This window comes from Stenotrophomonas sp. pho (genome assembly GCF_006228405.1).
GTDB lineage: Bacteria > Pseudomonadota > Gammaproteobacteria > Xanthomonadales > Xanthomonadaceae > Stenotrophomonas > Stenotrophomonas sepilia.
The window spans coordinates 4,446,275-4,471,163 of sequence record NZ_CP029759.1; the positions used below are offsets into that span (position 1 = coordinate 4,446,275).

Consider the following 24,889-nt stretch of genomic DNA (forward strand, 5'->3'; position numbering starts at 1 on the left):
TTATGCGTACAACCGGCCCCTTGCGGAAATCGTGGATCGCCAACCCGTTGTTGCACAAGGGGCTGGCGGCGGGAATCAAGGGCCTGTAACAGTAACCAGGTGGCGTTCGCCGGCCAGGCCGGGCACGCTCAGCGGGGTCACCTCGCGCACCTGCCAGCCAGCCGGCAGGTCCGCGATCTCCTCATGCGGGTAGACGCCCTTCATGGCCAGCAGCACGCCCCCCGGCCGCAGCAGGTGGCCACCGACACGGACGATGCCGGCCAGGGTATCCATGGCACGGGCGGTCAACTGGTCGTAACGACCGGCCTCGTCCAGCGCCTCGGCGCGCGATTCGGCCACGCGGGCATTGCCCAGGCCGAGTTGGCGCACGGCCTCGCGCATGAAGCGCGCCTTCTTGCCATTGCTCTCGACCAGGGTCACCTGCAGGCCCGGGCAGGCGATGGCCAGCGGGATGCCCGGCAGCCCGGGGCCGGTGCCGAGGTCGGCCAGGCTGCCATCGGCCACGAACGGCTGCATCGCCAGCGAGTCGAGCAGGTGGCGGGTGACCATCTCCTGCGGGTCGCGGATGGCGGTGAGGTTGTAGGTGCCGTTCCAGCGGTGCAGCAGGGCCAGGTAGCGCAGCAGCGGCGGCGCCAGCGCGGCATCCAGGCCCATGCTGGCCAGGCCCTGTTCCAGCGTGGCAGCTACGCTGGCGGGAAGTGGGTGTTCGCTCATGCCGGCATTATCGCCGGTTTTGCGCGCTGATTCCCCGCCTCAGTGCGGATACCAGGCCAACGCCGCCCGGAACTGACCGGTGGCCTGCCATTCGTGCAGGTGCCAGCGCGCGGCCTCGCCCAGTTCCGGGTCGCACCAGCGCAGGTGCAGGGCGCCATCGGCCCCCGGCGCCAGCTGCAGGCGGTGCAGGCCGAACGAGATACCCTGGCCGTGCGCCTTCAGCATCGATTCCTTGGCGCACCACACGCGGAAGAACCAGTGTTCGCGGTCGGCCTGGTCCAGGCTTTCCAGCCACGCCACCTCCTCCGGGTGGAAGAAGCGCTGCACGATCTCCAGCAGTCGGGCGCGCGGCCGCAGCAGTTCCAGGTCCACGCCCAGCCGCACGCCTTCGCCCAGCGCCACCAGCAGCACCTCGCCGCTGTGGCTCCAGCCGGTGCCGTAGTGGGCCAATGCGCCGCTCAGCTCCGGCCGGCCCTTGTCATCGCGGACCAGCGGCAGCGTCTCCGGATCGGCCCCGAGGGCCTGCGCCAGCACCTGCCGTGCCTGCGGTTCGCCGCGCTGGCCGGGCACGTGCGGGCGCCGCCAGACCGTCACCGGACCAAAGCGCCACGGGCCGTCGAGGGTGGCTGGCAGGCTCATGCGCACGCGCCCGTCACACGACACCACGACGGGTTCACGGCCGTGCGCGTCAACTGGTCACCGTTCCCCACCGGAGGTTCGATCATGGGCATCATCATCTGGCTGATCGTCGGCGGCATCGTAGGCTGGCTGGCCAGCATCATCATGAAGCGCGATGCCCAGCAGGGCATCATCCTCAACATCGTGGTCGGCATCGTCGGCGCGCTGATTTCCGGCTGGCTGTTCGGCGGCGGCATCAACGAAGCGATCACCATTCGAACCTTCCTGTTCTCGCTGATCGGTGCAGTGATCCTGCTGGCGATCGTCAATCTGTTCACCCGCAAGAGCATACGCTGACACGGCGGTAGCGCCGGCCGCTGGCCGGCGGGCCTTTCAGAACGGGCCCGGCGATGCCGGGCCCGTTCGTTCAACCGATCTGTACCCACGCCGGCGCATGGTCGCTCGGACGTTCCCAGGTGCGCGGCTCGCGGTCGATGCCCGAAGCCACCGCACCGCTCTTCAGCGCATCGGAGACCAGGGTCAGGTCGATGCGCAGGCCCAGGTTGCGACGGAAGCCGGCGGCGCGGTAATCCCACCAGCTGAAGGTGCCCGCCTCGTCGTTGTGCAGGCGGAAGCCATCGTGCAGGCCCAGCTGCAGCAGCTTGTTCAATGCGCCGCGCTCGGCGGTGGAGGTCAGGATGTGGTTGTCGTTCCACACCTCCGGGTCGTGCACGTCGCGTGCGTCCGGGGCAATGTTGAAGTCCCCCATCACGATCAGCTTCGGGTGGCGCTGCAGTTCTTCGGCGATCCAGGCATGCACCGCCTCAAGCCAGCGTAACTTGTACTCGTACTTGTCGGTACCGATGTCCTGGCCATTGACCACGTACAGGTTGATTACCCGCAGGTCGCCGAAGGTACCGGCGATGACGCGCTTCTGCTCGTCCTCGAAGCCGGGAATGCCGATCTGCACGTCCTGTGCAGGCTCACGCGACAGCAGCGCAACGCCGTTGTAGGTCTTCTGGCCGGCGAACACGCTGCGGTAGCCGGCAGCGATCAGCGCAGAGTCGGGGAACTTGTGGTCCTCCAGCTTGGTTTCCTGGATACCGACGATGTCCGGGCCGAACGCCTTGAGCCACTGTTCCAGGTGCGGCAGGCGGACATTGAGCGAATTGACGTTCCACGAGGCGATTTTCATGCGGGCATTCTACCCGGGTGGGCTTTGGTAGACGCCAACCTGGGTTGGCGCATGGCCGCCCCGTGCCAACCAAGGTTTGCACCCACCGGTAGTGCCGGCCGCTGGCCGGCAACCCCATGAACCGTCGGCAGGACCCCGCAGTTGGCGGCCAGCGGCCGGCACTACCGCAGCAGCAGCTTCAACAAACCCGCAATCTTCGAATACGGCGGCCGCAGCCGGTCGCTGGCCGCCCAGCGCGACTGCCACAGCACCGGCAGCCGCTTGCTCATCGCATCGAACCCGGCCCGCCCGTGGTACGCGCCCATGCCGCTGGCCCCTACCCGCCAAACGGCAGGCCATCGGCGGCGAAGTGCAGCAGCGTGTCATTTACCGTCACGCCACCGGCCACCACCTGGCCGAGGATGCGCTCCACCGTGGCCGTGTCATGGCTGAAGGGATACAGCGCCAGCGGCCGTTCGCGGGACAGCACGTCCGCCAGCGCCGCCTCCAGATCCGGGTAGGCCCGCACGGGCAGGATCGGCCCGAAGATTTCCTCGCGCATCAGGTCCAGATCGTCGGGCGGGTCCAGCACCACGGTCGGCACCAGCAGGCGCTCGCGTCGGCGCGCGCCTCATCCACCTGCGCCAACGGAATCACCGGCACGCCACGTTCGCGCGCCTGCACCAGATAGCCCTGCAGGCGCTGGTACTGGCCCTCGTTGATGATGCGCGTGTAGTCGTCGGCATTGCTGAAGTCGCCATAGCGTTTCGCGCACCTGCTGCTGCAGCGCCTGTACGAACTCGCGCTGGCGGACCGTATCGATCAGCACATAATCCGGCGCGATGCAGGTCTGGCCCGCGTTGAACCACTTGCCGGTGGCCAGCCGCGCGGCGGCTTTGCCCAGCGGAAAATCGCGGCAGACGATGGCCGGCGACTTGCCGCCCAGTTCCAGCGTGACCGGCACCAGATGCTCGGCGGCGGCGGCCATCACCTTGCGGCCAACGGCCGTCGAGCCGGTGAACAGCAGATGGTCCAGCGGCAGCGAGGACACCGCCGCGGCCACATCCGCCCCGCCCTGCACCACCGCCACCCGATCGGGCGGGAACACGCTGGCCAGCAGATCAGCCAGGAACGCACTGGTGCGCGGTGTGTTCGGAGGGCTTCAACAGCACGTGGTTGCCAGCGGCGATGGCGGTGGCCAGCGGCACGAGTGCCAGCGTGACCGGGTAATTCCACGGTGAGATCACCCCGACCACACCCAGTGGCGTCGGCCGCAGCTGCGCGCGCGCCGGCCACAGCTTCCAGCCGGCCCGTACGCGCTGCGGCTTCGACCAGCGCCGCAGGTGGCGGCGCAGGTGGTCGATGGCCGACAGCACACTCATGCCATCGGCCAGCTTCGATTCGACGTGGACGCGGTGGCCGAAGTCCTCGGCGATGGCCGTGGCCATTTCGTCAGGCGTGGCTTCAGCGCTTCGGAGGCGGCGCAGGTCGGCTTCACGCTGGTCCAGCGAAGGGCGCTGGGCCTGCCAGGTACTGCGCAGGGTGTGCAGGAGGGCGGGAAGGTCGGCTGGGGCGGTGGTCGTCATGGGCCGACTATACGGGGTGCTGCGCAACGCCATGGTAGCCGGCCGCTGGCCGGCAATGGGTTCATGTCTTCGGAGATTCATGGGTTTGCCGGCCAGCGCCGGCACTACCGGAATGCGAACCCAGTGGACACGGTCGACAAACAGAAAGGCCGCGGTCTGCACCGCGGCCCTGAAACCCGGTGGGTGCCGACCGTTGGTCGGCACGCCGGTTACTTGGTGATATCCACGTTCTTGGTTTCGCGCAGGAACAGGCCGCCGATCACCACCGACATCAGTGCGATCGCAATCGGGTACCACAGGCCGTAGTACAGGTTGCCGGTACCGGCCACCAGCGCGAACGAGATGGCCGGCAGGAAGCCACCGAACCAGCCGTTGCCGATGTGGTACGGCAGCGACATCGAGGTGTAGCGGATACGGGTCGGGAACAGTTCGACCAGGTAGGCGGCGATCGGGCGTAGACCATGGTCACGTACAGCACCAGCAGCCACAGCATGAAGATGGTGCCAGCGATGTTGATGCGCGCACCATCGGCCTTGGCCGGGTAGCCGGCAGAGGTCAGGGCGGTCTTCAGTTCCGCGCCGAACGCATCGGCCTTGGCCTTGCCTTCTTCCTTGGTCAGGCCTGCGGCCTCATACGAGGGGACGCTGGCGCTGCCCACGTTCACCATCGCCAGCGAGCCGGCGGCGGCGGGCTGCACGTCGTACGGCACGCCGGCCTTGGTCAGCGCGGCGGTGGCCACGTCGCAGGAGCTGGTGAACTTGCGCAGGCCCACCGGATCGAACTGGAACGAGCAGGTGGCCGGATCGGCGACGACCAGGGCCGGCGAGCTGCTGCGGCTTCTTCGATGGCCGGGTTGGCGAAGTGGGTCAGGCCCTTGAAGATCGGGATGTAGGTGATGGCCGCCAGCAGGCAGCCGGCCAGGATGATCTTCTTGCGACCGATGCGGTCGGACAACCAGCCGAAGAAGATGAAGAACGGCGTGCCCAGTGCCAGCGCTGCGGCGATCAGCAGGTAGGAGGTGGTGGCATCGACCTTCAGCATGCTGCTGAGGAAGAACAGCGCGTAGAACTGGCCGCCGTACCAGACCACGGCTTGGCCAGCCGCCGCACCGAGCAGGACCAGCAGCATCAGCTTCAGGTTGCCGCCCTTCAGGCTGTCGCGGAACGGGGGTCTTGGAGCCCTTGCCTTCAGCCTTCATCTGCTGGAACAGCGGCGATTCGCTCAGCTGCAGGCGGATCCACACCGAAATGCCAGCAGCAGGATCGACACCAGGAACGGAATGCGCCAGCCCCAGGCTTCGAACGCCTCGTTGCCCAGCGTCATGCGGCAGGCCAGGATGATCAGCAGCGACAGGAACAGGCCCAGCGTGGCGGTGCACTGGATGAAGCTGGTGTACAGGCCGCGCTTGTCGTCCGGCGCGTGCTCGGCCACGTAGGTGGCGGCACCGCCGTACTCGCCGCCCATCGCCAGGCCCTGGGCCAGCCGCAGGATGATCAGGATCACCGGAGCGGCGAAACCGATCGAAGCGTAGTTGGGCAGCACGCCGACCAGGAAGGTCGAGATGCCATGATCAGGATGGTGACCAGGAAGGTGTACTTGCGGCCGATGCGATCGCCGAGGCTGCCGAAGAAGGCCGCCGAACGGGGCACGAAGAAGCCGGCGGCGAACGCCAGCAGGGCGAAGATCATGCCCGTGGTTTCATTGACGCCACTGAAGAACTGCTTGGCGATGATGGCCGCGAGCGAGCCGTACAGGAAGAAGTCATACCACTCGAAGACCGTGCCGAGGCTCGAGGCGAAGATGACTTCTTGTGGCCCTTGGTCAGGGTGCCCGCTTTATGTGCGGTGCTGGTGTACTGGACATGGGACGCTTCCCCTCCGAAGCAATCGTTGTTGGTGGGTGCCGACCGTTGGTCGGCACTCAATTCGGTAGATGCCGACCTTGGCCGGCACCCCATCTCGGTAGGTGCCGGCCGCTGGCCGGCACGCTCTTAGAAGCTGTACTTCGTAGTGAACTGCAACCGGGTGATGTCACCCTTGTTGCCGTTCTCCACTTCGCGACGGCCATACATCAGCTCGGCGCCGATATCGACCTTGGGCAGCGGCGAATAGAAGATGTTGCCGCGGATGCTCTGCACGCTCTTGGTCACCAGCGGGCCGAGGATGCTGTCGTTGTCGTAGTCGCTACGCGCGTAGATCAGGTTGGTGCGCAGCTTCGGCGAGAACGCATGCCGCCAGCCGACATAGCCGGCCAGCACGCCGGTCGGGTTGAGTTCGTCGCGGGCCACGTCATAGGCACTGTCGGCAGTGATGCCCAGGCCGATGTAGCGGGCGATGCCTTCGCCACCGGTCAGCTGGTAATGCAGCGAATCGCTGTCACCCATCACCCACTTGCCGCCCAGGGTCAGGCCGCCGGCCACCTTGTCGGCCTTCGCGCCGGTCGCCTGGTTGTCGACCTTCAACTGGCGGACGATGCCGCCGACACCGAAGGTGCCCCAGTCGCCCTTCCAGCCATAGCGCAGGGTCAGGTCGGGCAGGCTGCCACGGTCGGAGTTGGCGCTGGCGTTGGTCCAGGCGCCGGTGACCGGGTTGCGGGTGCCGGTGAGGGTGGTGGTTTCCGGGTTTTCCAGCGCGACGCTGAAGCCGCCCTGGGTGTAGCGCACCTGGGCCTGGCGCACGAAGATCACGCCGTCGGTGGGGCCGACGAAGTCGACCGCTTCCGGCAGTGCGGCCGCGTCCATGAAGTTGGACCAGGTCTGGCCGGCCAGCCAGTTGTTCCAGTACATGTAGGCGTGGCGCAGGGTCACGCCGTAGGTATTGGTGGCAGTCTGGTTGCCCAGCGAGTTGCCGAAGAAGTCCATCTCGAAGAACGCACCGGCCTTGTTGCCCGATTCGCTGACGTTGTCGATGCCCAGGTTGAAGCGCGAGAACTTGGCATGGGCGTTGAAATCGGTGCCCGAGCGCTTGCCGCTGCCGCCGGCGCCTTCCACCGGGGTCTGGCCCGGGAGGTACAGCGAACGGCCGGTGGCGTCGTCGGCCAGCTGGCCATCGCTGGTCTGGGTGGCCAGGAAGTCGGCCTTGATGAAGCCGCCGATCTTGACCGTGGTGCCCGGTGCCGCGCCCGGGGTGATGGTGGTGACCTGGATCGGCTGCTTGCCGGCCGGCACCTGTGCAACCGGCTTCTGCTCGGCCTGCACCGTGCGCACTTCGGTTACCGCCTGCTGGGTCTGGCTGATCTGGGTCTGTTGTTGTTGCTGCGAAGACAGCAGCAGCTGGACCTGGCGTTCCAGTTCGGCAACGCGTGCTTCCAGTGCCTTCTCTTTGGCGGTCTCTGCGAACGCCATGCCCGGTGCGACCAGGGCGACCAGCAGGCAGGCCGCCAAAGGTGTGCGCACGGCTTTCAACGTACGGTGGCTCATGTTGCCCCTCTCCCAAGTGGCAAGGTGATGCCGCGCGTGGGGCACGGTCGAGCCGAGACTGCGGGGCGATTATGTATAGCGGCTATTCGCCATTGGTCGAACCCGGCCCTGCAGGGCGCTCACTTTCGACCATGGTCTAACCAGGGTGGTGACGCGGCCGGGGTGGATGGGGCAAACTGAGGGGGATCGGTCGTTGCGATGCTGCGACCGCACATACAAAGTCAACGTGCAAGTGAGGGTGCCATGGCTGATATCTACCCCGTCGATCCGCAGTTCGCCGCCAAGGCACGCATCGACAAGAAGACCTATGAACAGCAGTACCAGGCGTCGGTGACCGACCCGGATGGATTCTGGGGCAAGGCCGCCGAGCGCCTGCAATGGATGCGCAAGCCGACGAAGATCAAGAACGTCAGCTACGACCTGTCCGACTTCCACATCAAGTGGTTCGAGGATGGTGAGCTCAATGCCAGCGTGAACTGCCTGGATCGCCAGCTCGAGACGCGCGGCGACAAGACCGCCCTGCTGTTCGAGCCGGACGGCCCGGATGCACCGGCCCAGCACGTGACCTATCGCGAACTGTATGAGCGCACCTGCCGCCTCGGCAATGCGCTGCGCAACCTTGGGGTCAAGAAAGGCGACCGCGTCACCATCTACCTGCCGATGATCGTCGACGCCGCAGTAGCCATGCTGGCCTGCGCGCGCATCGGTGCAATCCACTCGGTGGTGTTCGGTGGCTTCGCGCCGAACTCGATCGCCGACCGCGTCAGCGACTGCCAGAGCAAGCTGATCATCACCGCCGACGAAGGCTTGCGCGGTGGCCGCAGGATTCCGCTGAAGGCCAACGTCGATGCCGCGCTGAAGCTGCCGGGCACGAACACGGTTGAAACCGTGCTGGTGGTGCGCCACACCGGCGGCGCGGTGGACATACAGGCCCCGCGCGACCGCTGGTTCCACGATGTGGTGGACAGCCAGCCGTCCACCTGCGAACCGGAACGCATGAACGCGGAAGACCCGCTGTTCATCCTCTACACCTCCGGCTCCACCGGCAAGCCGAAGGGCGTGCTGCACACCACCGGCGGCTATCTGCTGTACGCGGCCTACACCCATGAAGCGGTGTTCGACCTGCGCGAGGACGACATCTACTGGTGCACCGCCGACGTCGGCTGGGTCACCGGCCACAGCTACATCGTGTACGGGCCACTGGCCAACGGTGCGACCTCGCTGATGTTCGAAGGCGTGCCGAACTATCCGGACACCTCGCGCTTCTGGAACGTCATCGACAAGCACAAGGTGAGCATCTTCTACACCGCCCCGACCGCCATCCGTGCGCTGATGCGCGAAGGCGAGGAGCCGGTGAAGAAGACCTCGCGCGCGTCGCTGCGCCTGCTCGGCAGCGTCGGCGAGCCGATCAATCCGGAAGCCTGGCGCTGGTACTACGAAGTGGTCGGCGACAGCCGCTGCCCGATCGTCGATACCTGGTGGCAGACCGAAACCGGCGGCATCCTGATCTCGCCGCTGGCCGGCGCGATGGACCTCAAGCCGGGGTCGGCCACCCTGCCCTTCTTCGGCGTGCAGCCGGCGCTGGTCAATGCCGATGGCGAGATCCAGGACGGCCCGACCGAGGGCAACCTGATCATCCGTGACTCCTGGCCGGGCCAGATGCGCACGGTGTACGGCGACCACCAGCGCTTCATCGATACCTACTTCCGCACCTACCCGGGCAGCTACTTCACCGGTGACGGTTGCCGCCGCGACGAAGACGGCTATTACTGGATCACCGGCCGCGTCGACGACGTGATCAATGTGTCCGGCCATCGCATCGGCACCGCCGAAGTGGAAAGCGCGCTGGTCTCGCATCCGAAGGTGGCCGAAGCGGCGGTCGTGGGCTTCCCGCACGACGTCAAGGGCCAAGGCATCTACGCCTACGTCACCCTGGTGGCCGAAGAGGCCCCGAGCGATGAACTGCACAAGGAGCTGATCGCCTGGGTGCGCAAGGAGATCGGGCCGATCGCCACACCGGACCACCTGCAGTGGGCACCGGGCCTGCCGAAGACCCGCTCGGGCAAGATCATGCGCCGCATCCTGCGCAAGATTGCCGAAAACGCGCCGGACCAGCTCGGCGACACCTCGACCCTGGCCGATCCGTCGGTGGTGGCGTCGCTGGTGGACGAGCGCAAGGTGCGCTGATGCAGAACCCGGGGTCGGATCCCTTTCCACCAGGAAAGGGCTCTGACCCCATCTGGTTTCCCCCACGGTTCCCCCGACCATGACCACCCTCCTGATTGCCGATGACCACCCGCTGTTCCGCGAAGCCCTGCGTGGAGCCGTGCAGCGGGTCATCCCCGGCGTGCAGCTGTTCGAGGCCGACAGCGTGGAAGCGCTGTACGCGCTGGCCGACCAGCACAACGACGCCGACCTGGTCCTGATGGATCTCAACATGCCCGGTGCGCAGGGCTTCAACGCACTGGTGCACATGCGCTCACTGCACCCCCAGCTGCCAGTGGTGGTGGTGTCCGCGCGCGAAGAAGCCACGGTGATGCGCCGCGCGCTCGACCACGGTGCGCTGGGCTTCATCCCGAAGTCTGCGGATTCGGACACCATCGGCCATGCGCTGGGCACCATCCTCGATGGCGAGACCTGGGCACCGCCGGAAGCGCACAACGTGCCGCCCACCGGCAGCGAAGAACGCGAAGTCGGCCAGCGCCTGCGCGAGCTGACCCCGCAGCAGTTCCGTGTCCTGCAGATGCTCGGCGCTGGCCGCTTGAACAAGCAGATCGCCTACGACCTCAACGTCTCCGAAGCGACGATCAAGGCCCACGTCACCGCCATCCTGCGCAAGCTCGGCGTGACCAACCGCACCCAGGCCGTGCTGATGGCCGGCAAGCTGGCCATCGACGACGACGCCATCGTGCTGCCGCCGGAAGAAGACTGACGATAGTGCCGGCCGCTGGCCGGCATTCGCCTGGAACGTCTGAAACCGCCCTGGTAGGTGCCAAGCTTGCTTGGCACGCCTTTGCTTGGCCCGTGTTATAGCCATCGCTATACAAACCAGCCCTGCCTGCGCGTTTGTCTGTAAATGCGCCACGCGCGGATCGCGATGCTAAGCTTCGCGTCCCCTTGGGGAGTAGCCGGATTCCTTCGCAGGAATCGTCCACGTCAACATACTCGGCCAGTGCGCCGTGGCGTGGACAACCATGATGGTTGGCGAGACCAGCGGCCCGCGCGCGCAACGTCAGGTTGGGCGCGAGCGCGAGCCGTGCGTCCGTCCTTGCCCGACCTCAGCCGCTGTCCATGTCCCCCATTTCGATCCTCCTGATCGGCTTTGCCATGTCCACCGATGCCTTTGCCGCCGCAATCGGCAAGGGTGCGGCCATGCGCAAGCCGGTGTTCCGCGATGCACTGCGTGCCGGCATCATCTTCGGCGTCATCGAGGCGATCACGCCGATCATCGGCTGGCTGCTCGGCCGCGCCGCGCTGCAGTACGTCGAAGCCTTCGACCACTGGATCGCGTTCGGCCTGCTCGGTGCGCTGGGCATCCACATGATCTACAACGGCCTGCGCCCGGACAGCGCCGAGGATGACGAGGATCCCTCGCAGCACCACGGCTTCTGGAAGCTGGCGCTGACCGGCTTCGCCACCAGCATCGACGCGATGGCGGTGGGTATCGGCCTGGCCTTCATGGACGTGCATATCGGCGTGATGGCCGCGGTCATCGGCCTGTGCACACTGACCATGGTGACCGCCGGCATCATGCTCGGCCGCGTGCTGGGCAGCATGGTCGGCAAGCGTGCGGAGATCATCGGTGGCGTGATCCTGGTGATCATCGGCGCGACCATCCTGTACGAACACCTGCACGGCGTGGGGTAACGCATCGGAAGCGAGCGATTGCGTGGTTGCCGGCCAGCGGCCGGCACTACCTGGCGTCGCATCCACGCATGGCGTGGATCTATTGCGCATCCCGCAGCGCGCCCAGGAAGGCGCGCAGCGAGGCCGGCTTGATCGGCTTGGTCAGCACGCGGTAGCCACGCTCGCGTGCCATCCGCTTCAGCTCGTCACGTCCGTCGGCGGTCAGCAGCGCACCCGGCAGCGGGTAGCCGGCCGCCTCGCGCAGCGCCACCAGCGCATCCAGGCCATCCATGCGATCGTGCAGGTGGTAGTCCACCAGCATCACCTGCGGTCGCTCGGCGATCTTCTCCAGTGCCTGGTCGACGGTGGCGGCGGTGATCACCTGCACCTGCCAGCGGCCGAGCAGTGCGCGCATGCCGTCGAGGATTTCCTCGTCGTTGTCCACGCACAGCACCCGCAGGCCCGCCAGCGAATCGCTGCGCACCGGTGTGGCCACGGCCTGGGTCGCCTTGGCAGGCTCGGTGTAGCCGGGCAAGGGCGCAACCCGCGGCAGGATGATCGAGAACATCGAGCCACTGCCAACGCGGCTGCGTGCATTGAGGCGATGGTCGAGCAGGCGCGAGATGCGCTGGCAGATCGACAGGCCCAGGCCCAACCCCTGCTCGCCCCAGTCGAACGGCTGCTGGTAGCGGTGGAACTCGTCGAAGATCTGCCGCATGTGGTGTTCGGGAATGCCAGGGCCGGTATCCCACACCTGCAGTTCCACCTCGTCGCCGCGCTGGCGCACGGCCAGCACGATGCGCCCCTGGCGTGTGTAGCGCAGCGCATTGGCCAGGAAGTTCTGCAGTACGCGGCGCAGCAGGCGGCGATCGCTGCGTACCCAGGCCGTGCGCGCGAACAGGTCCAGGCGCAGGCCACGGCCTGCGGCGACCGGCGTGTACTGCGCGGCCAGCTCGCGCATCAACGCACTCACATCGAATTCGCCGATCACCGGGTGCAGGCCACCGGCATCCAGCCGCGACACGTCCAGCAGGCCATCAAGCAGTTCTTCGGCAGCGCGCAGCGACGCGTCCACGCGTTCGGCCAGATGCTTCTGTTCGTCGCTCACGTGATCGCTGTCGCGCAGCGCGGACGCAAACAGGCGCGCCGCATTCAACGGCTGCAGCACGTCATGGCTGATCGCCGCCAGGAAACGGGTCTTCGACTGCTGCGCGACCTCGGCCTCATGCGAGCGCTCGGCCACGCGCTGTTCCAGCGTCTCGTTGGCTTCAAGCAGCGCCCTTTCAGCGTGCTTGTAGTCGGTGATGTCGTTGTAGCTGGTCACGTAGCCGCCGCCCGGCAGCGCCTGGCCGCGCATCTCGATCACCTTGCCGTCGCTGCGGGTGCGCTCGAACACGTGCGGCGAACCGGCGCGCATGTAACCGATGCGGCGGTTGATCTGCACTTCGATATCGCCCTCGCCCAGCTCGCCGCGCTCGGCGTTGTAGCGGATCAGGTCGGCCACCGGGCGGCCCACGTAGAGCATGCCGTCGGGGTAGCCGAACATGTCCTGGTAGCGGCGGTTCCATGCGGTCAGGCGCATGTCCGGATCGACCACGCTGACCCCGGCGCTGATGTTCTCCAGCGTGGTCGACAGGATCTCGCGGTTGAAGCGCAGTTCCTGCCCGGCTTCGTCCAGTACCGCCACCACTTCACCCAAGTCCATGCCCGAGCCACGCAGCAGGCTGGTCAGCAGCAGGCGTGCGGACGCCGCGCCGATCGACGCGGCCAGCAGGCGTTCGGTGAACTGCACCCACGGGCGGTCTGCAGGCGCGGAGGATTGCAGTTCACGGCCCAGTGACTGCGCCTGCTCGAAGAACGAACGCCGCGCATGGCGCTCGCCGACCACGCGCGAGGCCAGCGCCAGCAGGTCGCCCACATGCACGTGGCCGGGCCAGCCGCCGGCCACCGACGGGCGCTCGGCATACGGGTCGAGGAACGGTGCCGCACGCAGGCGCTCGTCGACGCCGGGCCGCCAGCGTGCGGACACCAGCATCATCGTGGCCGCATTGACCAGCAGCGACCAGAACGTGCCGTGGGTCAGCGGATCCCAGCCGGACATGCCGAACAGCTGCTGCGGACGCAGCCACTCGATGCCGAACGGGCCGTGCTGCACCCAGGCGGCGTCGACCCAGCCGGCCATGGTCATCGCCGGCAGCAGCAGGGTGTACAGCCAGGTGGCAAAGCCCAGCAGCATGCCCACTTCGACGCCGCGCCGGCTGGCACCGCGCCAGTACAGGCCGCCGATCAGGCCGGGCGCGAACTGCGCCACCGCTGCGAACGCCATCAGGCCGTACGAGGCCAGCGTGCTGTCGTTGCTGCTGGTGCGGTAGTAGCTGTAGGCCATCAGCGCCAGCAGCAGGATCGCCAGGCGGCGGATCCACAGCACGCGCGAGGCGACGTCGGCGGCTTCCTGGTGGTCACCGCTCCGACGCAGCAGCACCGGCATCACCAGGTCGTTGCTGACCATGGTCGCCAGCGCGATGGACGAGACGATGACCATGCCGGTGGCCGCCGAGAAGCCGCCCACGTAGGCGATCAGCGCCAGCGCATTGCGGCCTTCGGCCAACGGCAGCGCCAGCACCATCGAGTCGTCGGCGACGCCGCCGCCGGTGCCGAACAGGGTCACGCCGGCGGTGGCGATCGGCAGCACCATGCCCGAGATCAGCACCAGGTAACCGCCGAACATCCAGCGCGCGCGGCGCACGTCGCGCACGTCACCGCACTCGACCACGGCCACGTGGAACTGGCGCGGCAGGCAGATGATGGCGAGGAAACTGAGCAGGGTCTGCGAGATGAAGCCGACCGGCGGCAGGCCGGTGAACAGCGTATGCACCGACTCGACCACCGCGTCGGTGCGGTTGCTCAGCCACAGGTAGGCGAACACGCCCACCGCCAGCATCGCCAGCAGCTTGATCACCGATTCAAAGGCAATCGCCAGCATCATGCCGTGGTGGTGCTCGGTGGCATCGACCTGGCGGGTACCGAACAGGGTGGCGAACAGCGCCATCAGCAATGCCACGTATAGCGCCGGGTCGGTGAAGAACCCGGTCGGGCCGGTGTTGCCGGTCAGCACCTGCAGGCTCATCGCCACCGCTTTGTACTGCAACGCCAGGTACGGAATGATGCCGATCAGCGCGATGATCGCCACCAGCGCCGCCAGCCGCCGCGAGCGACCGAAGCGCGAGGAGATGAAATCGGCGATGGAGACCACGTTCTGGCTGCGTGCGATCAGCGCCAGGCGCTCGATGATGCGCCAGCCGAACAACAGCAGCAGCAGCGGGCCGATGTAGATCGGCAGGTAGCCCACGCCATTGCGCACGGCAGTGCCGACCGCGCCGTAGAAGGTCCACGACGAGCAGTACACCGCCAGCGCCAGGCTGTAGACGACCGGCCGCAGCCACGGCCGGTCGGGGTACATCGGCCGACGGTCGCCCCACCACGCCACGCCGAACAGCAGCGCGGCATAGGCAACCGAGACCAGCAGCAGGACCCAACTGGAGACCACGCGTGTGTTTCCGTCGGAGGAACCCGCAGTGTAGGCCAGGCGCGGCCGGGTGTACGGGCTCGTTGGGGGCAACCGCCCCCACCAGTGTGGGGGCTTACGCGGTGCGGGCCACGACCGTGGGTCGTGGCCGGCTTCTTACTGGGCCGGCACGCCCATTTCCTTCAGCAGTTCCGGCGCCGGGTAGACCTTGGCCAGCAGCCAGCGCAGGTAGCGCATGTCCACGTGCACGGCACGCTTGTAGCGCGGGTCGAACCACCAGCTGGCGCTGACCGACTCCCAGTTGCTGTCAAAGTTCAGGCCGATCAGTTCGCCCTTGGCATTGAGCACCGGCGAGCCGGAGTTGCCGCCGGTGGTGTCCAGGTTGGTCAGGAAGTTGACCGTCTGGGTCTTCAGTGCCGGATCGGCGGTGCTGCCGAAGTCACCCTTGGCGATCGCGGCCAGCAGCGGCTTGGGTGCGTCGAACGGATAGGCGTTGGTGTTCTTCTCGACGATGCCGGCCACGGTGGTCACCGGCGAGTAGGTCACGCCATCGCGCGGGTGCAGTGCCTCGACCTTGCCGTAGCTGATGCGCAGGGTGCGGTTGGCATCCGGGTACACGGCGCGGCCCTGCTTGGCACGCCAGGCGAACAGCGCCTGCATGTAGGCCGGGCGCAGGCGCAGCTGCTCGCCCTCGCGGGTCTTGCTTTCGTTCTCGATGCGCAGCTGCGCGGCCACCAGCGGGCCGGCCACGGCGATCAGCGGATCGGCGGCCAGGGCCTTGCCTTCGCGCGCAGCCGCGAAGCGCGACAGGCGCTGCGCCTCGTCACCCAGCTGGGTGCCGGCGTACAGGGTATCCAGTGCCTTGGCCAGCTGCTGCGGGGTACGGCCGAAGGCGGCGTCGAACTCGGCCACGCGCTGCGCGTCCGGCAGCTGCTGGTAACGGGTCAGCAGGGTGGTCAGCAGGGCCTTCTCGACCTCCGGTGCGTAGCGGCGCTGGACCTGCTTGAGCACGCCTTCGATCATCGCCTGGTCGCGCTGCTGGTAACCGCTCTCGCGCTGCGCGTCCGGTTTGGCCGATTCGATGCGCAGGCGCTCCAGCAGCAGCGCCGAGCGCAGCAACTGGCTCTGTGCGGCCATCTGGTCCAGCAGCAGGTCACGCTCGCCCACCGCCGCGCCCTGTGACAGGTTGGCCAGCAGCGCCTTGATGTCGCTCTGGTACCTGCGGTCGGTGGCGGCCAGCATCGCGGTCTCGTCGGCGGCACGCTGGGCCTTGGCGTCGCTGCGCAGCAGACCTTCCAGCTCACCGGCGGCGCGCTTGCGGTTGTTCTTCAGCGACTGCAGCTGCGAAGCGTAACGGGTACGTGCCTGCGCGTCCTTGGCAGTTGCCGCCTCGATGGTGTCGATCATCTGCTGGAACACCGAAACGCGGCGCGGCAGCACGGTGTCGATCTGGCCGGCGAATTCTGCCGCGGTACGGTGGCGGTAGGTGATGCCCGGATAACCGGCCAGCATCGCGTAGTCGCCCTCCTTCGGGCCCTCCACCGACATCTGCAGGTGTGCCGGCGCCTGGTAGGGCACGTTGTCCTTGCTGTAGGCGGCCGGCTTGCCGTCCTTGCCCACATAGGCGCGCAGCAGGGTGAAGTCGCCGGTGTGGCGCGGCCACATGAAATTATCGATCTCATCGCCATAGTTGCCGATCGCACGCGGCGGCGCGTACACCAGGCGCACGTCGCTGAGTTCCAGCTGGGCGATGCGGTAGAAGTCGGTGCCGTAGTACATGTTGGCCACCGAGCAGCGCACACTGCCATCCTTCTCGCACTCGGCCACGATCTGCTTGCTGGCGGCATCGACGGCGTCGAAGTAGGCACGGCCGGTCTTGCCGCGGGCCTGCGCCAGCACCTGGTCGGTCACCTTGTCGAAGCCGACGGTGACCAGCACGCGGAAGTCCGGGTTGGCCGGGCGCTCATCGGCACGGTCCCTGGCGATGAAGCCACCGTTGATCAGGTCGTGCTCTGGGGAGCTGTTGTACTGGATCACGCCCATCGCCACGTGGTGGTTGGTCAGCAGCAGGCCGTCGGCGGACACGAACGAACCGGTACCACCACCGGCGCGCACCACGGCGCTCAGCGGCGGCGCGGTGACATTGGCCAGGTCGGCCGGATTACCCTTGAAGCCAGCGGCCTGCAGCGGCTTGGCCAGCTCCGGCAGCTGCGTCGGCATCCACATGCCTTCATCGGCGTGGGCACCGGCGGCGAGGGTCAGGCCCAGGGCCAGGGCGGTGGGAAGGGCTTTGCGTGGTGACATGAGGCAATCCGGTACGACAGAACAGCCCGGGACCATAGCCGCTGGGGCCGCGTGGGGCAACGGCTGATGGTTGGGGGCACCGATGCTGGCTAGAATCAGGCACGGATACCAGGGAAGGACCGATGATCGCAGGAATCGATCTGGGCACCACGCATTCGACAGGGCCATCTGCCGCCGAGGCGCTTGCCGACCGCATCGTCCGCAACGGTCAGCAACGCGATCCGGCAGACTTCGCAGCCTGGCTGCAGCAGTCCCCGGAACTGCAGCCCCCTGCGGATGCTGGCGCGGTGAACCTGGCAACCTGGCAACGGCTGATGAAGGGCACTACGCCGTTCCCGCAAGCGAACTTCGAGCAGCTGGCCGACCGCTTCCAGTGGTATGACCGGGACAGTATCCGCGAGTGCTACGACATGGCCGCCCTCGGCCACAGCATGCACCTGTGCTGGTTGCTGGTGCCAGGCAACGAGACCGCGCTCGCCCGTTACATGCATCTTGAGAATGCGCCGGTTTCGGTGGTGCAGGCCCGCACCCGTGTCGCCCGGCTCAGTGGCCCCTGGCACCCACTGCGCGCGCGCATCCAGGCGCTGTCCGTGCGCACGCGGCACGAAATGCGTGAAACGCTGCATTACCTTGTCGGCGTACCTGTGATGGCGCACGTGGCGCTCCCACCGCCATTGCAGCGCAGGCAGGTCATGTTCTGGGCGGCCGCATGCGACGCCCTGCACCATTCCGTGCCGTCACGCAGACGCTTCACGCGGCGAACGGTCGCTTTGGCACTGCTTCTGACGTGCGCCCTGCTGGCCGCCATCGCAATCCTCCGCGGGGCATTTTCCAGCTCCCCCGGCAATGCAGACAGTGATCGTTCAAGCCTGCAGCCCCCACACGAGGCAAACCCATGAGCAACTGGATGGACCTGCTGGAGCGCGCCAAATCCACCGACCCGCAACCTTTCGCGGTGTACCTGCAGGGTCTGCGCAGCCAGTGGTCCCTGGACGAGCGCGCTGAAGCCAGTGCTAGGGTGCTGCAGGCGCTGCGCGCGCGGCAGGCGCCCATGAACCTGTCCGAAGCCGCGGCGCTTTACCAGGCCTTCGGCTGGGACGACGCGGGCTGCGGCCTGGCACCAGGCGAACTGCGCGAGCTGGCCGAACACGCCTGGCAGGACTGGCTGCAACTGCCCGCGCAGACCGATCTGCTGGCCCAGCAGATGGAGGCGCGTGGCGGACGCTGGACCAGCCACGATGACGCTGCCAGCCGCCTTCAGCAGCTGCGCGAACCGCGTTCGCACCTGCGCAACCTGATGTCCGCGCTGCCGCTGCGCGTGCCGCGCCAGGCCGCAGCGTTGATGGACGTACTGGGCTGCCAGGAGGACCGTCCTCTGCCGCCCGGCATCGATGCGGGCCAAGCCCGCTTCTGGGCCGGCGCCAGCGATGTCACCCGCCTCACCGCAGCACAGTTGTCATTGCTGCGTGCACTGCTGGCAAGCGTGGCACTGACGTTGATGGCCTTCATCGCGTTGGCCACCACCCAGATCGCCAACACGCTGCTGCCCTACCAGTCGGAAGAGCAGCGCAGGGCGATCGTGCTGGGCACGGCAGCGCTGGCGCCACTGCTCGGCACGCTGCTGGCCATTGGCCTGCGTCATCTGTTCGTCTGGCAGAGCGCCCCTGAAGACCCGTCCGTGCCGCCTTCCCGGCTGCGTTGGCTGGCCCTGCCGGTCGCCTGCGCAGCCATCGCAGTGGTCGGTACCGCCGTCTACCTGTGGGTGCCCTCGCCTTCGCTGTGGTTGGCACCGCTGTGCTGGCTGCTGGCCTGGACCGTGCTGGCCACGGCATGGATCCGCTACCAGCTGCGCCGGGGCAAGCCCGTCCGCATGGAATTGCCAGTGTCATTCCTGATGATGCTGTCCGTGCTCAGCGTGCTGCCGGCGCTGCTGGGTGCGCTGCTGCTGTGGAGCATGGACCTGTCCGGGCACCGCCAGCGGCTGCGCCGCAGCTGAAGAAGCCGGGGGTCGGACCCTTTCAATGAAAGGGCGCCGCCCCGACCCGGTCATTTCTCCCGCCGCCAGTTGATCGAACCACGGTTTTCCACCGTGCTCGATTCCACTTCCACATCAAACCCGCGGCGCAGCAGGTACTTCAGCGTGATCACCGAACCGGCGCCCACCAGCGACACTCCGTAACCCACGTAAAGCTTGGGCGAGATGTACTTGCCGACGCCGATCACCGAACCACCCAGCGCGCGCGACTGGCTCACGCCTGCATCATCCAGGCCCAGCTTGGCACCCAGCTGCGAGGCGAGCAGGCCACTGCCAGCCGAGAGCGCCGCCGAGGCCGCGTTGACCTGCTGCGCCTGGTCGCTGCTGGCGCCGGTCAGGCTGCGTCCCAGCACCAGATAGGCCAGTGCCTCGGACTGCGACATCGCCGGATCGGACCACACGTCGGCACGCGGTTGCTGGGCACGCCCGGTCACGTCGATGCCGGCGGTGACATCACCGATGCGGCGCTCGGCGCGGATGTTGATGCGCGGGTCGGACACCGCGTTGTAGTTCCAGTTGAGGTTGCCACGGGTGATGGTCAGGTCCTGCCCATACGCCTTGTAGCGGCCGCTCACTTCCAGGCCGCCATTGGCGGTCATTTCGCGGCCGGGCTTGGCCCAGACCTGCATCTTGCCGGTCAGCGCGCCCTTCAGGCCGAACCCGGTCATCTTCACCTTGTCGCCCAGGCTGACCGTCAGGTCCATGTCCAGCGGCGAGGTGCGCGACTCTTCCGGATCGGCCGGGTCGAGCACCACCACGTCTTCGGACACCGAGGTGCCGCGGTCCAGGCGTTCCAGATCGATGTCGGCCTCGGGCACGTGCACGGTGCCGCGCAGCTCCATCGCCGCCTTGGCCAGGGTGAAGTCGAGGTTGGGGTTGGCGACGATGCGCAGTTCGCTGGTGTTGGACAGCAGCACGTTCTCGCCATGGATCTTCAGCTGCAGCGGCTGCGCATCGCCGAACCACGACAGGCCACCGTCCACGTACAGCGTGCCCTGGCCCGAGTTGGCCTGCGCGGTGATCTTGGCCGAACCATCGGGCTGGGCCACGAAGCTGCCCTTGCCCTGGTCGAAAGTCAGGCCCAGCGCGGGGAATTCGCCCTTGAAGTTGCTCAGCTGTGCGTCACCGCCCAGCGACGGCTGGCCTCGCGTCCCGCGCAGGCTGACGTGGCCTTCGATCAGACCGGTCGGTCGCACGATGTCCGGCGAGAACAGCTCCAGCCAGTACAGCCGCGACATGTTGAGGTAGAGCTCACCATTAAGCGGCGCACTGGCTTCCCAGCCGGTCTGCATCTTGGCGTCGACGAAGCCATTGCCCTGGAAGCCCATGCCCAGGTAGCCCTTGATGCTGGCCGGGGTCATGTCGAGCTTCAGCGAGAACTGGTCATAGCGCACCAGCTCGCCGCGGGTGGTATCGCCCACGGTGTTGCGGTTCTCGCCCAGGCGCACGCCGCCTTCCTTCGAGCGCACCTCCACATGGCCTTCCCAGGCGTTGCCGCGCGGGCGGATGTGCGCGTCCAGGCTGACATCGCCGCGAAGGTAGATGCGGCGCCCGGACTGCGGCGGCAACCACGGCTGCACCAGCGCCAGCGGCAGCGCGTCGCTGCGCACCACCAGGCCTTCGCGCGGCCAGTTGGCCTGTGCGCACAGCGCGCCGCTGCTCGCGGCGGCCAGGCAGGCTTCGGACAGGGTGTAGGTGCTGCCGTTGATCGCGAACGCCGCCGGTGCACGCAGCGCCCAGGCATCGCCCTTCACCGGTGCGATGCGCAGCGACGCCAGCTCGCCACGCCACTGCGTGCCCTGCTGGCGCACGCTGCCCTGCAGCTCGACCGCACCCATCTCGTTGCGGGTCTGCGCGGCCAGGCGCAGGTTGGACACACTGCCCTGTGCGTCGATGTTCAGCCGCTCCAGCAACATGCCCGCGTTGACCTGCTGGCCCTGCACGGCCAGCGTGCCGCTGTCGCCGCGCCACGGCAGGCGGCCCTTGATGCTCACGCTCTCGGCGCCGTAGCCGTCCCAGTTGAGGTTGTTGCCGACCAGGTCAGCGGTGATGTCCGGCGCATCGCGCGGGCCCTTCACCTGTACCTGGCCACGCAGGCCACCGTCGGCGGCCGGCAGCAGGTCGCTCAACTGCAATGGCTCGAAACGCGCATCGATGTCGAGGCGGTCGCCGACCTTGCCCGACGCGGTCACCCGGCTGCTGCCCAGCGCCAGTTTCAGGTCACCTTGGCCCTGCGCGCCCTGCAGCGCGAACTTGCCCTGTGCGTCGAGATTGCGCTGGCGCAGCATGCCCTTCAGCGAGGGCAGGTCCACCGTGGCTTCCAGCGTACCGGCGGTGCCCGGTGCGGCATTGGCCGGCGGCGGCAGCTGGCGGCCCTTGGAGGCCAGGTTGCCGGACAGGCGGCCATTCCAGCCCGGCACGAAGTAGCCGGGTCGAAGTCCTTCAGCGTGGCCTTGGCGTCCCAGTCCAGCTGCGGCGCCCACGCCACCTGGCCTTCCACCTGCAGCTGGCCACCGGGCGTCTGCGCCTGCAGCTGGTGGATCGACGCGGCCTGGTCATTGCCGCGTACGTCGAACTGCAGCTGCGCCTTCTGCTTTTCGCGTTCGACCTCGGCGCGGCCGATCGCCGCCCAGGCCTTCAGGGTACCGGCCAGGCCGAAGCGTGCTTCCTTCAGAGTGACCGGCACCGGTGCGCTGCCGGCGGTGTTCGGATCGGGCGCCGGTACATAGCTCAGGTCACGCGCGACCACCGAGAAGTTGAGCTTCTGCTGGTCTTCCTGGCTGAAATCGGCGGTACCCTCCAGGCGGGCTTCGCCACCGAGACCCTTCAGCAGCAGCGGCGAAACCTTCAGCACCTGGTCCTGCAATGACACCACGGACGGTGCAAGTTCCAGTTCCTGCTCGCCCTGCTTCACCCTGCCACGCAGGTTGGCATTGCCGCCCTTGCCAGCAGCGGTGAAATCCAGCGACAACGGCGTGATCGCCGAGCTCGCCAAGGCCGGCGACAGCAACGCCAGATCCAGCTCGTCGCTGCGCACGCTGGCGTTCCACGTCGGGTCGGTGCGGCCATCGAACACCAGCATCGCGTGCAGCGGCTTCGGTGCACGCCCGGCCACCGCCACTTCCATGTGCGACAGGTCACCGCGGGCGACCAGGCCGACGGTAGCGGCTGTGCGCCCACGCGGTGCCGGCAACACCGCCGTCACCGTCACGTCGGTGTCGTAGTCCTTGGCCGGGATGTAACGGCCCTGGGCAGTGAAGTTGCCCATGTCACTGTCCACCACCAGCTTGTGCGCCTGGAACTCGCCGTTGGCGATCTCGATGCCGCCGCGCACGCGGCTGATGTCGATCACCGGTTCGTTGGCCTGGCTGATGCGGAAGCCATCGATGGCGATGGCATCGGCCTGGATCGCCAGCGGCATCTCGATCTGCGGCAGGGAATCGGGCCACGACGGCAGCTTGAACGGCTCATCGCTCTTGGCCAGGTTCAACGTCGCGTTGGTCAGCTCCAGCTTGTCCAGCAGCAGCTTGCGGCCCAACAGCGGGCGCAGGTCCGGCTCCAGGTGGGCACGCTCGGCGTGGAAATGGATGTCGTCATAGCGGAAGTCGACGTTGTACAGGGTCAGCGGTCCGGCCACCGGGCCGTCCACCTTGTCCCAGGTGAAGCTGGCGCCCACCGGCAGCCGCGCCACCACCTGCGCCAGCAGTACGTCACGGCCAGCCACGGTCTGTAGCAGCCAGTAGACCGCCAGCAGGGCAAGCAGCACCAGGCCCAGCACGCCCACACCCGACCATGCCCAGAAGCGGCGACGGCGATAGAAGCGCACGCGTGGCGGCGGGGTGTTCGGGGTCGGTGCGGACGCGCTCACAGGTCCGCTCCGATGTTCAGGTACAGCTGGAACTGCGAATCCGGGTTGTTCAGGCCGTGCGCCACGTCGATGCGCACCGGGCCCACCGGCGATTTCCAGCGTACGCCGAAGCCAACGCCGGTATGCAGGTCGATGGTGTTGTCGAAGGCACTGCCGGTATCGACGAACACCGCCGCACCCCAGGGGCCACCGTTGAAGTAGTGCTCGTACTCGGCCGAGCCGATCACCAGGTTCTTGGCACCCAGCGCGTACTTGTCCGGCTTCGGCGTACGCGGGCCGACCTCACGGTAGGCGTAGCCGCGGATGCTGCGGTCACCACCGGCGAAGTAGCGCAGGCTCGGCGGCATCGCCACCAGATCGCTGGTCCAGGTGGTGCCGCCCTCGCCGCGCAGGATCAGGCGATTGCTTTCACCCACCGGGATGTACCAGCGCAACACGGCGTTGGCCTGCACGAAGCTGGTATCCGAGCCGGCGCCTTCCACGCCGGCACGCACCGTTGCAGCGCCGCTGATGCCCTTGCGCGGGAACATCTCGTCGTCGACGTTGACGTAGTCGGCAACCATCTGCGGGTACACCAGCGTCGAGGTGTTGTAGACCGCGTCGGTGAATTCGGTGCCGGAGGCATAGCGCCAGCGCTCGCGCAGCGCGTTGATCGAGGCGATCGCGGTCCAGTGTTCGTTGATCTCGCCGCTGCGGCTGGCGATCAGCTTGAAGTTGCGCAGGTCGATGTAGTCGGTCTGCTCGTCATACGCGCTGGCAGCGAAGGTGTACCAGCCATCAAGCCAGTTGAAGGCCGGAATGCGGTAACTGGTAACCAGGCTCTTGCGCTTCTGCGCATAGTCCAGCTGCGTGTTCATCTTGTGGCCGCGGTTGTTCAGGAACCGCCGCTCGATGCCACCGCGCACACCCGGGCCGCTCTCGCTGCCGTAGCTCAGGCCTGCGGTGTAGATGGTGCGCTTGGCCCGGGTCAGCTTCACGTCCACCGGCACTTCGCCGTTCTCGTCGGCCTGGTCCGGGCGCGGCTGGATGTCGATCACGCTGAAGTAGTCCAGCTTGGTCAGCGACTCGCGCAGCCGGTCCAGCTTGCCCTCGTGGTAGTAGCTGCCCTGGTCCCAGTACACCAGTGGATCGAACAGCTTGTCGACGAAGTAATCCTGCTCGAAGCGCACCGGGCCCATGTTGTAGCGGCGGCCGCTGTCCCAGGTCAGGTCGATGTCAGCGGCGTTGTCGGCGCGGGTGATCTGCACCTGGCGCTGGGTGTAGTCGGCATCGAAGTAGCCGCGCTCGGCCAGGCGCCGGGTGATGGTGATCTTGCTGGCTTCGTACTGGGTGTGCTCGAAGCGCTGGCCCTTGCGGGGCTTGAAGGCGGCCAGGTCGTCCTGCAGGTACTGGTCGTACATCGCCGGGCCGGTGATGTCGATGTGCTCGCGGCGCACGGTCACCGGGGCGCCCTTGTCGACGTGGATCAGCACGCGCACGTGCTCGTCCTCACGCGGCGCCTCGACCTTGATCACCGGGTTGTAGTAGCCGAACGGCTCCAGCGCCTGGCGGGTCTGCCGCTCGGCCTGCGACAGCAGGTACTCCAGGCGCGATTCGCCCTGCTCCTTGCCGATCGTGTCGTACAGCGACAGCGATTCCTGGATGTTCTCGATGATTGCGGCGTCGTCGCCCTTGTCCAATCTCTTGATGTCCACCTTGTCGATGGTGCCGCGCGCATGGACCACGGAAGTGGCGGCCAGCGACAGGACCATCAGCGGCAGGGCGTATTTCTTTGGCTGCATGCGGCACAGCATACCGACC

The 24,889-nt window shown here is 67.3% G+C and carries 16 protein-coding genes, 3 pseudogenes and 1 riboswitch; of the genes and pseudogenes, 6 read left to right on the top strand and 13 right to left on the bottom strand.

Annotation, left to right across the window (positions count from 1 at the left end; genetic code table 11):
• Nucleotides 1-75: 75 nt before the first annotated feature.
• Both rsmG and DL544_RS20770 read right to left on the bottom strand, forming a co-directional pair.
• Nucleotides 76-714 carry a 16S rRNA (guanine(527)-N(7))-methyltransferase RsmG gene (gene rsmG, locus DL544_RS20765; RefSeq protein WP_005420388.1) on the bottom strand — a complete coding sequence of 213 codons (639 nt, stop codon included), beginning with the start codon at nt 712-714 and terminating at the stop codon, nt 76-78.
• 39 nt (nt 715-753) lie between these two features.
• Nucleotides 754-1,353: a 4'-phosphopantetheinyl transferase family protein gene (locus DL544_RS20770; RefSeq protein WP_065177813.1), complete on the bottom strand. Its 600-nt coding sequence runs from the start codon at nt 1,351-1,353 to the stop codon at nt 754-756.
• An 84-nt stretch (nt 1,354-1,437) separates the two neighbouring features.
• On the opposite strand from DL544_RS20770, the gene DL544_RS20775 reads away from it, so the two are divergent.
• Nucleotides 1,438-1,689 carry a GlsB/YeaQ/YmgE family stress response membrane protein gene (locus DL544_RS20775; RefSeq protein ID WP_005411656.1) on the top strand — a complete coding sequence of 84 codons (252 nt, stop codon included), beginning with the start codon at nt 1,438-1,440 and terminating at the stop codon, nt 1,687-1,689.
• Between the two features lie 70 nt (nt 1,690-1,759).
• Here the strand turns inward: DL544_RS20775 and xth are convergent, their stop codons facing one another.
• From xth to DL544_RS20795, 7 genes and pseudogenes are all read right to left on the bottom strand, one after another.
• Nucleotides 1,760-2,527: an exodeoxyribonuclease III gene (gene xth, locus DL544_RS20780; RefSeq protein WP_005420392.1), complete on the bottom strand. Its 768-nt coding sequence runs from the start codon at nt 2,525-2,527 to the stop codon at nt 1,760-1,762.
• A 161-nt stretch (nt 2,528-2,688) separates the two neighbouring features.
• Complete coding sequence (locus tag DL544_RS22245; RefSeq protein WP_306287070.1) at nt 2,689-2,832, bottom strand: aldehyde dehydrogenase family protein; 144 nt, start codon at nt 2,830-2,832, stop codon at nt 2,689-2,691.
• An 11-nt stretch (nt 2,833-2,843) separates the two neighbouring features.
• Nucleotides 2,844-4,173 (bottom strand): annotated as a pseudogene (locus DL544_RS22680) (aldehyde dehydrogenase family protein).
• A gap of 128 nt (nt 4,174-4,301) precedes the next feature.
• Nucleotides 4,302-4,580, bottom strand: a complete 279-nt coding sequence (locus DL544_RS22685) for a hypothetical protein (protein WP_479692427.1) — start codon at nt 4,578-4,580, stop codon at nt 4,302-4,304.
• Nucleotides 4,581-4,812: 232 nt separating this feature from the next.
• Nucleotides 4,813-5,634: pseudogene (locus DL544_RS22690) on the bottom strand (MFS transporter).
• The gene (locus tag DL544_RS22695) at nt 5,592-5,894 is read right to left on the bottom strand and encodes an MFS transporter (protein WP_479692453.1); all 303 of its coding nucleotides are present in this window, start codon (nt 5,892-5,894) and stop codon (nt 5,592-5,594) included. Before DL544_RS22695 ends, DL544_RS22690 begins: the two are co-directional and overlap by 43 nt.
• Nucleotides 5,895-6,082: 188 nt before the next feature.
• Complete coding sequence (locus DL544_RS20795; RefSeq protein WP_053498792.1) at nt 6,083-7,510, bottom strand: DcaP family trimeric outer membrane transporter; 1,428 nt, start codon at nt 7,508-7,510, stop codon at nt 6,083-6,085.
• A 243-nt stretch (nt 7,511-7,753) separates the two neighbouring features.
• Between DL544_RS20795 and acs the strand changes: the two genes are divergently transcribed.
• From acs to DL544_RS20810, 3 genes are all read left to right on the top strand, one after another.
• Complete coding sequence (gene acs / locus DL544_RS20800; RefSeq protein ID WP_139728014.1) at nt 7,754-9,697, top strand: acetate--CoA ligase; 1,944 nt, start codon at nt 7,754-7,756, stop codon at nt 9,695-9,697.
• A 79-nt stretch (nt 9,698-9,776) separates the two neighbouring features.
• On the top strand, nt 9,777-10,442 hold the full coding sequence (locus tag DL544_RS20805; protein ID WP_005420420.1) for a response regulator transcription factor: 666 nt from the start codon (nt 9,777-9,779) through the stop codon (nt 10,440-10,442).
• 181 nt (nt 10,443-10,623) lie between these two features.
• Nucleotides 10,624-10,713, top strand: a riboswitch (yybP-ykoY riboswitch).
• 88 nt (nt 10,714-10,801) lie between these two features.
• Complete coding sequence (locus DL544_RS20810; protein WP_005420421.1) at nt 10,802-11,377, top strand: manganese efflux pump MntP; 576 nt, start codon at nt 10,802-10,804, stop codon at nt 11,375-11,377.
• Nucleotides 11,378-11,456: 79 nt separating this feature from the next.
• Here the strand turns inward: DL544_RS20810 and DL544_RS20815 are convergent, their stop codons facing one another.
• Nucleotides 11,457-14,903 carry a hybrid sensor histidine kinase/response regulator gene (locus tag DL544_RS20815; RefSeq protein ID WP_139728016.1) on the bottom strand — a complete coding sequence of 1,149 codons (3,447 nt, stop codon included), beginning with the start codon at nt 14,901-14,903 and terminating at the stop codon, nt 11,457-11,459.
• A gap of 135 nt (nt 14,904-15,038) precedes the next feature.
• Nucleotides 15,039-17,186, bottom strand: a complete 2,148-nt coding sequence (locus DL544_RS20820) for a S46 family peptidase (protein WP_139728017.1) — start codon at nt 17,184-17,186, stop codon at nt 15,039-15,041.
• A 122-nt stretch (nt 17,187-17,308) separates the two neighbouring features.
• On the opposite strand from DL544_RS20820, the gene DL544_RS20825 reads away from it, so the two are divergent.
• Both DL544_RS20825 and DL544_RS20830 read left to right on the top strand, forming a co-directional pair.
• Complete coding sequence (locus tag DL544_RS20825; RefSeq protein WP_005420424.1) at nt 17,309-18,085, top strand: hypothetical protein; 777 nt, start codon at nt 17,309-17,311, stop codon at nt 18,083-18,085.
• Complete coding sequence (locus tag DL544_RS20830) at nt 18,082-19,182, top strand: hypothetical protein (RefSeq protein WP_065177807.1); 1,101 nt, start codon at nt 18,082-18,084, stop codon at nt 19,180-19,182. Before DL544_RS20825 ends, DL544_RS20830 begins: the two co-directional genes overlap by 4 nt.
• A 50-nt stretch (nt 19,183-19,232) precedes the next feature.
• Here the strand turns inward: DL544_RS20830 and DL544_RS20835 are convergent.
• Nucleotides 19,233-23,089: pseudogene (locus DL544_RS20835) on the bottom strand (translocation/assembly module TamB domain-containing protein).
• A complete protein-coding gene (locus DL544_RS20840; RefSeq protein WP_139728174.1) occupies nt 23,086-24,882 on the bottom strand; it encodes an autotransporter assembly complex protein TamA in 1,797 nt (598 codons plus the stop codon). Before DL544_RS20840 ends, DL544_RS20835 begins: the two are co-directional and overlap by 4 nt.
• Nucleotides 24,883-24,889: the final 7 nt, after the last annotated feature.

Excerpts from the sequence above, each read along its gene's own strand:
- DL544_RS20810 (WP_005420421.1), top strand. The coding sequence starts at position 10,802 with ATGTCCCCCATTTCGATCCTCCTGATCGGCTTTGCCATGTCCACCGAT.
- DL544_RS20840 (WP_139728174.1), bottom strand. The coding sequence starts at position 24,882 with ATGCTGTGCCGCATGCAGCCAAAGAAATACGCCCTGCCGCTGATGGTC.
- DL544_RS20805 (WP_005420420.1), top strand. The coding sequence starts at position 9,777 with ATGACCACCCTCCTGATTGCCGATGACCACCCGCTGTTCCGCGAAGCC.
- DL544_RS20825 (WP_005420424.1), top strand. The coding sequence starts at position 17,309 with ATGATCGCAGGAATCGATCTGGGCACCACGCATTCGACAGGGCCATCT.
- DL544_RS20830 (WP_065177807.1), top strand. The coding sequence starts at position 18,082 with ATGAGCAACTGGATGGACCTGCTGGAGCGCGCCAAATCCACCGACCCG.
- DL544_RS20775 (WP_005411656.1), top strand. The coding sequence starts at position 1,438 with ATGGGCATCATCATCTGGCTGATCGTCGGCGGCATCGTAGGCTGGCTG.
- DL544_RS20770 (WP_065177813.1), bottom strand. The coding sequence starts at position 1,353 with ATGAGCCTGCCAGCCACCCTCGACGGCCCGTGGCGCTTTGGTCCGGTG.
- DL544_RS22245 (WP_306287070.1), bottom strand. The coding sequence starts at position 2,832 with ATGGGCGCGTACCACGGGCGGGCCGGGTTCGATGCGATGAGCAAGCGG.
- rsmG (WP_005420388.1), bottom strand. The coding sequence starts at position 714 with ATGAGCGAACACCCACTTCCCGCCAGCGTAGCTGCCACGCTGGAACAG.
- DL544_RS20820 (WP_139728017.1), bottom strand. The coding sequence starts at position 17,186 with ATGTCACCACGCAAAGCCCTTCCCACCGCCCTGGCCCTGGGCCTGACC.
- DL544_RS20795 (WP_053498792.1), bottom strand. The coding sequence starts at position 7,510 with ATGAGCCACCGTACGTTGAAAGCCGTGCGCACACCTTTGGCGGCCTGC.
- acs (WP_139728014.1), top strand. The coding sequence starts at position 7,754 with ATGGCTGATATCTACCCCGTCGATCCGCAGTTCGCCGCCAAGGCACGC.
- xth (WP_005420392.1), bottom strand. The coding sequence starts at position 2,527 with ATGAAAATCGCCTCGTGGAACGTCAATTCGCTCAATGTCCGCCTGCCG.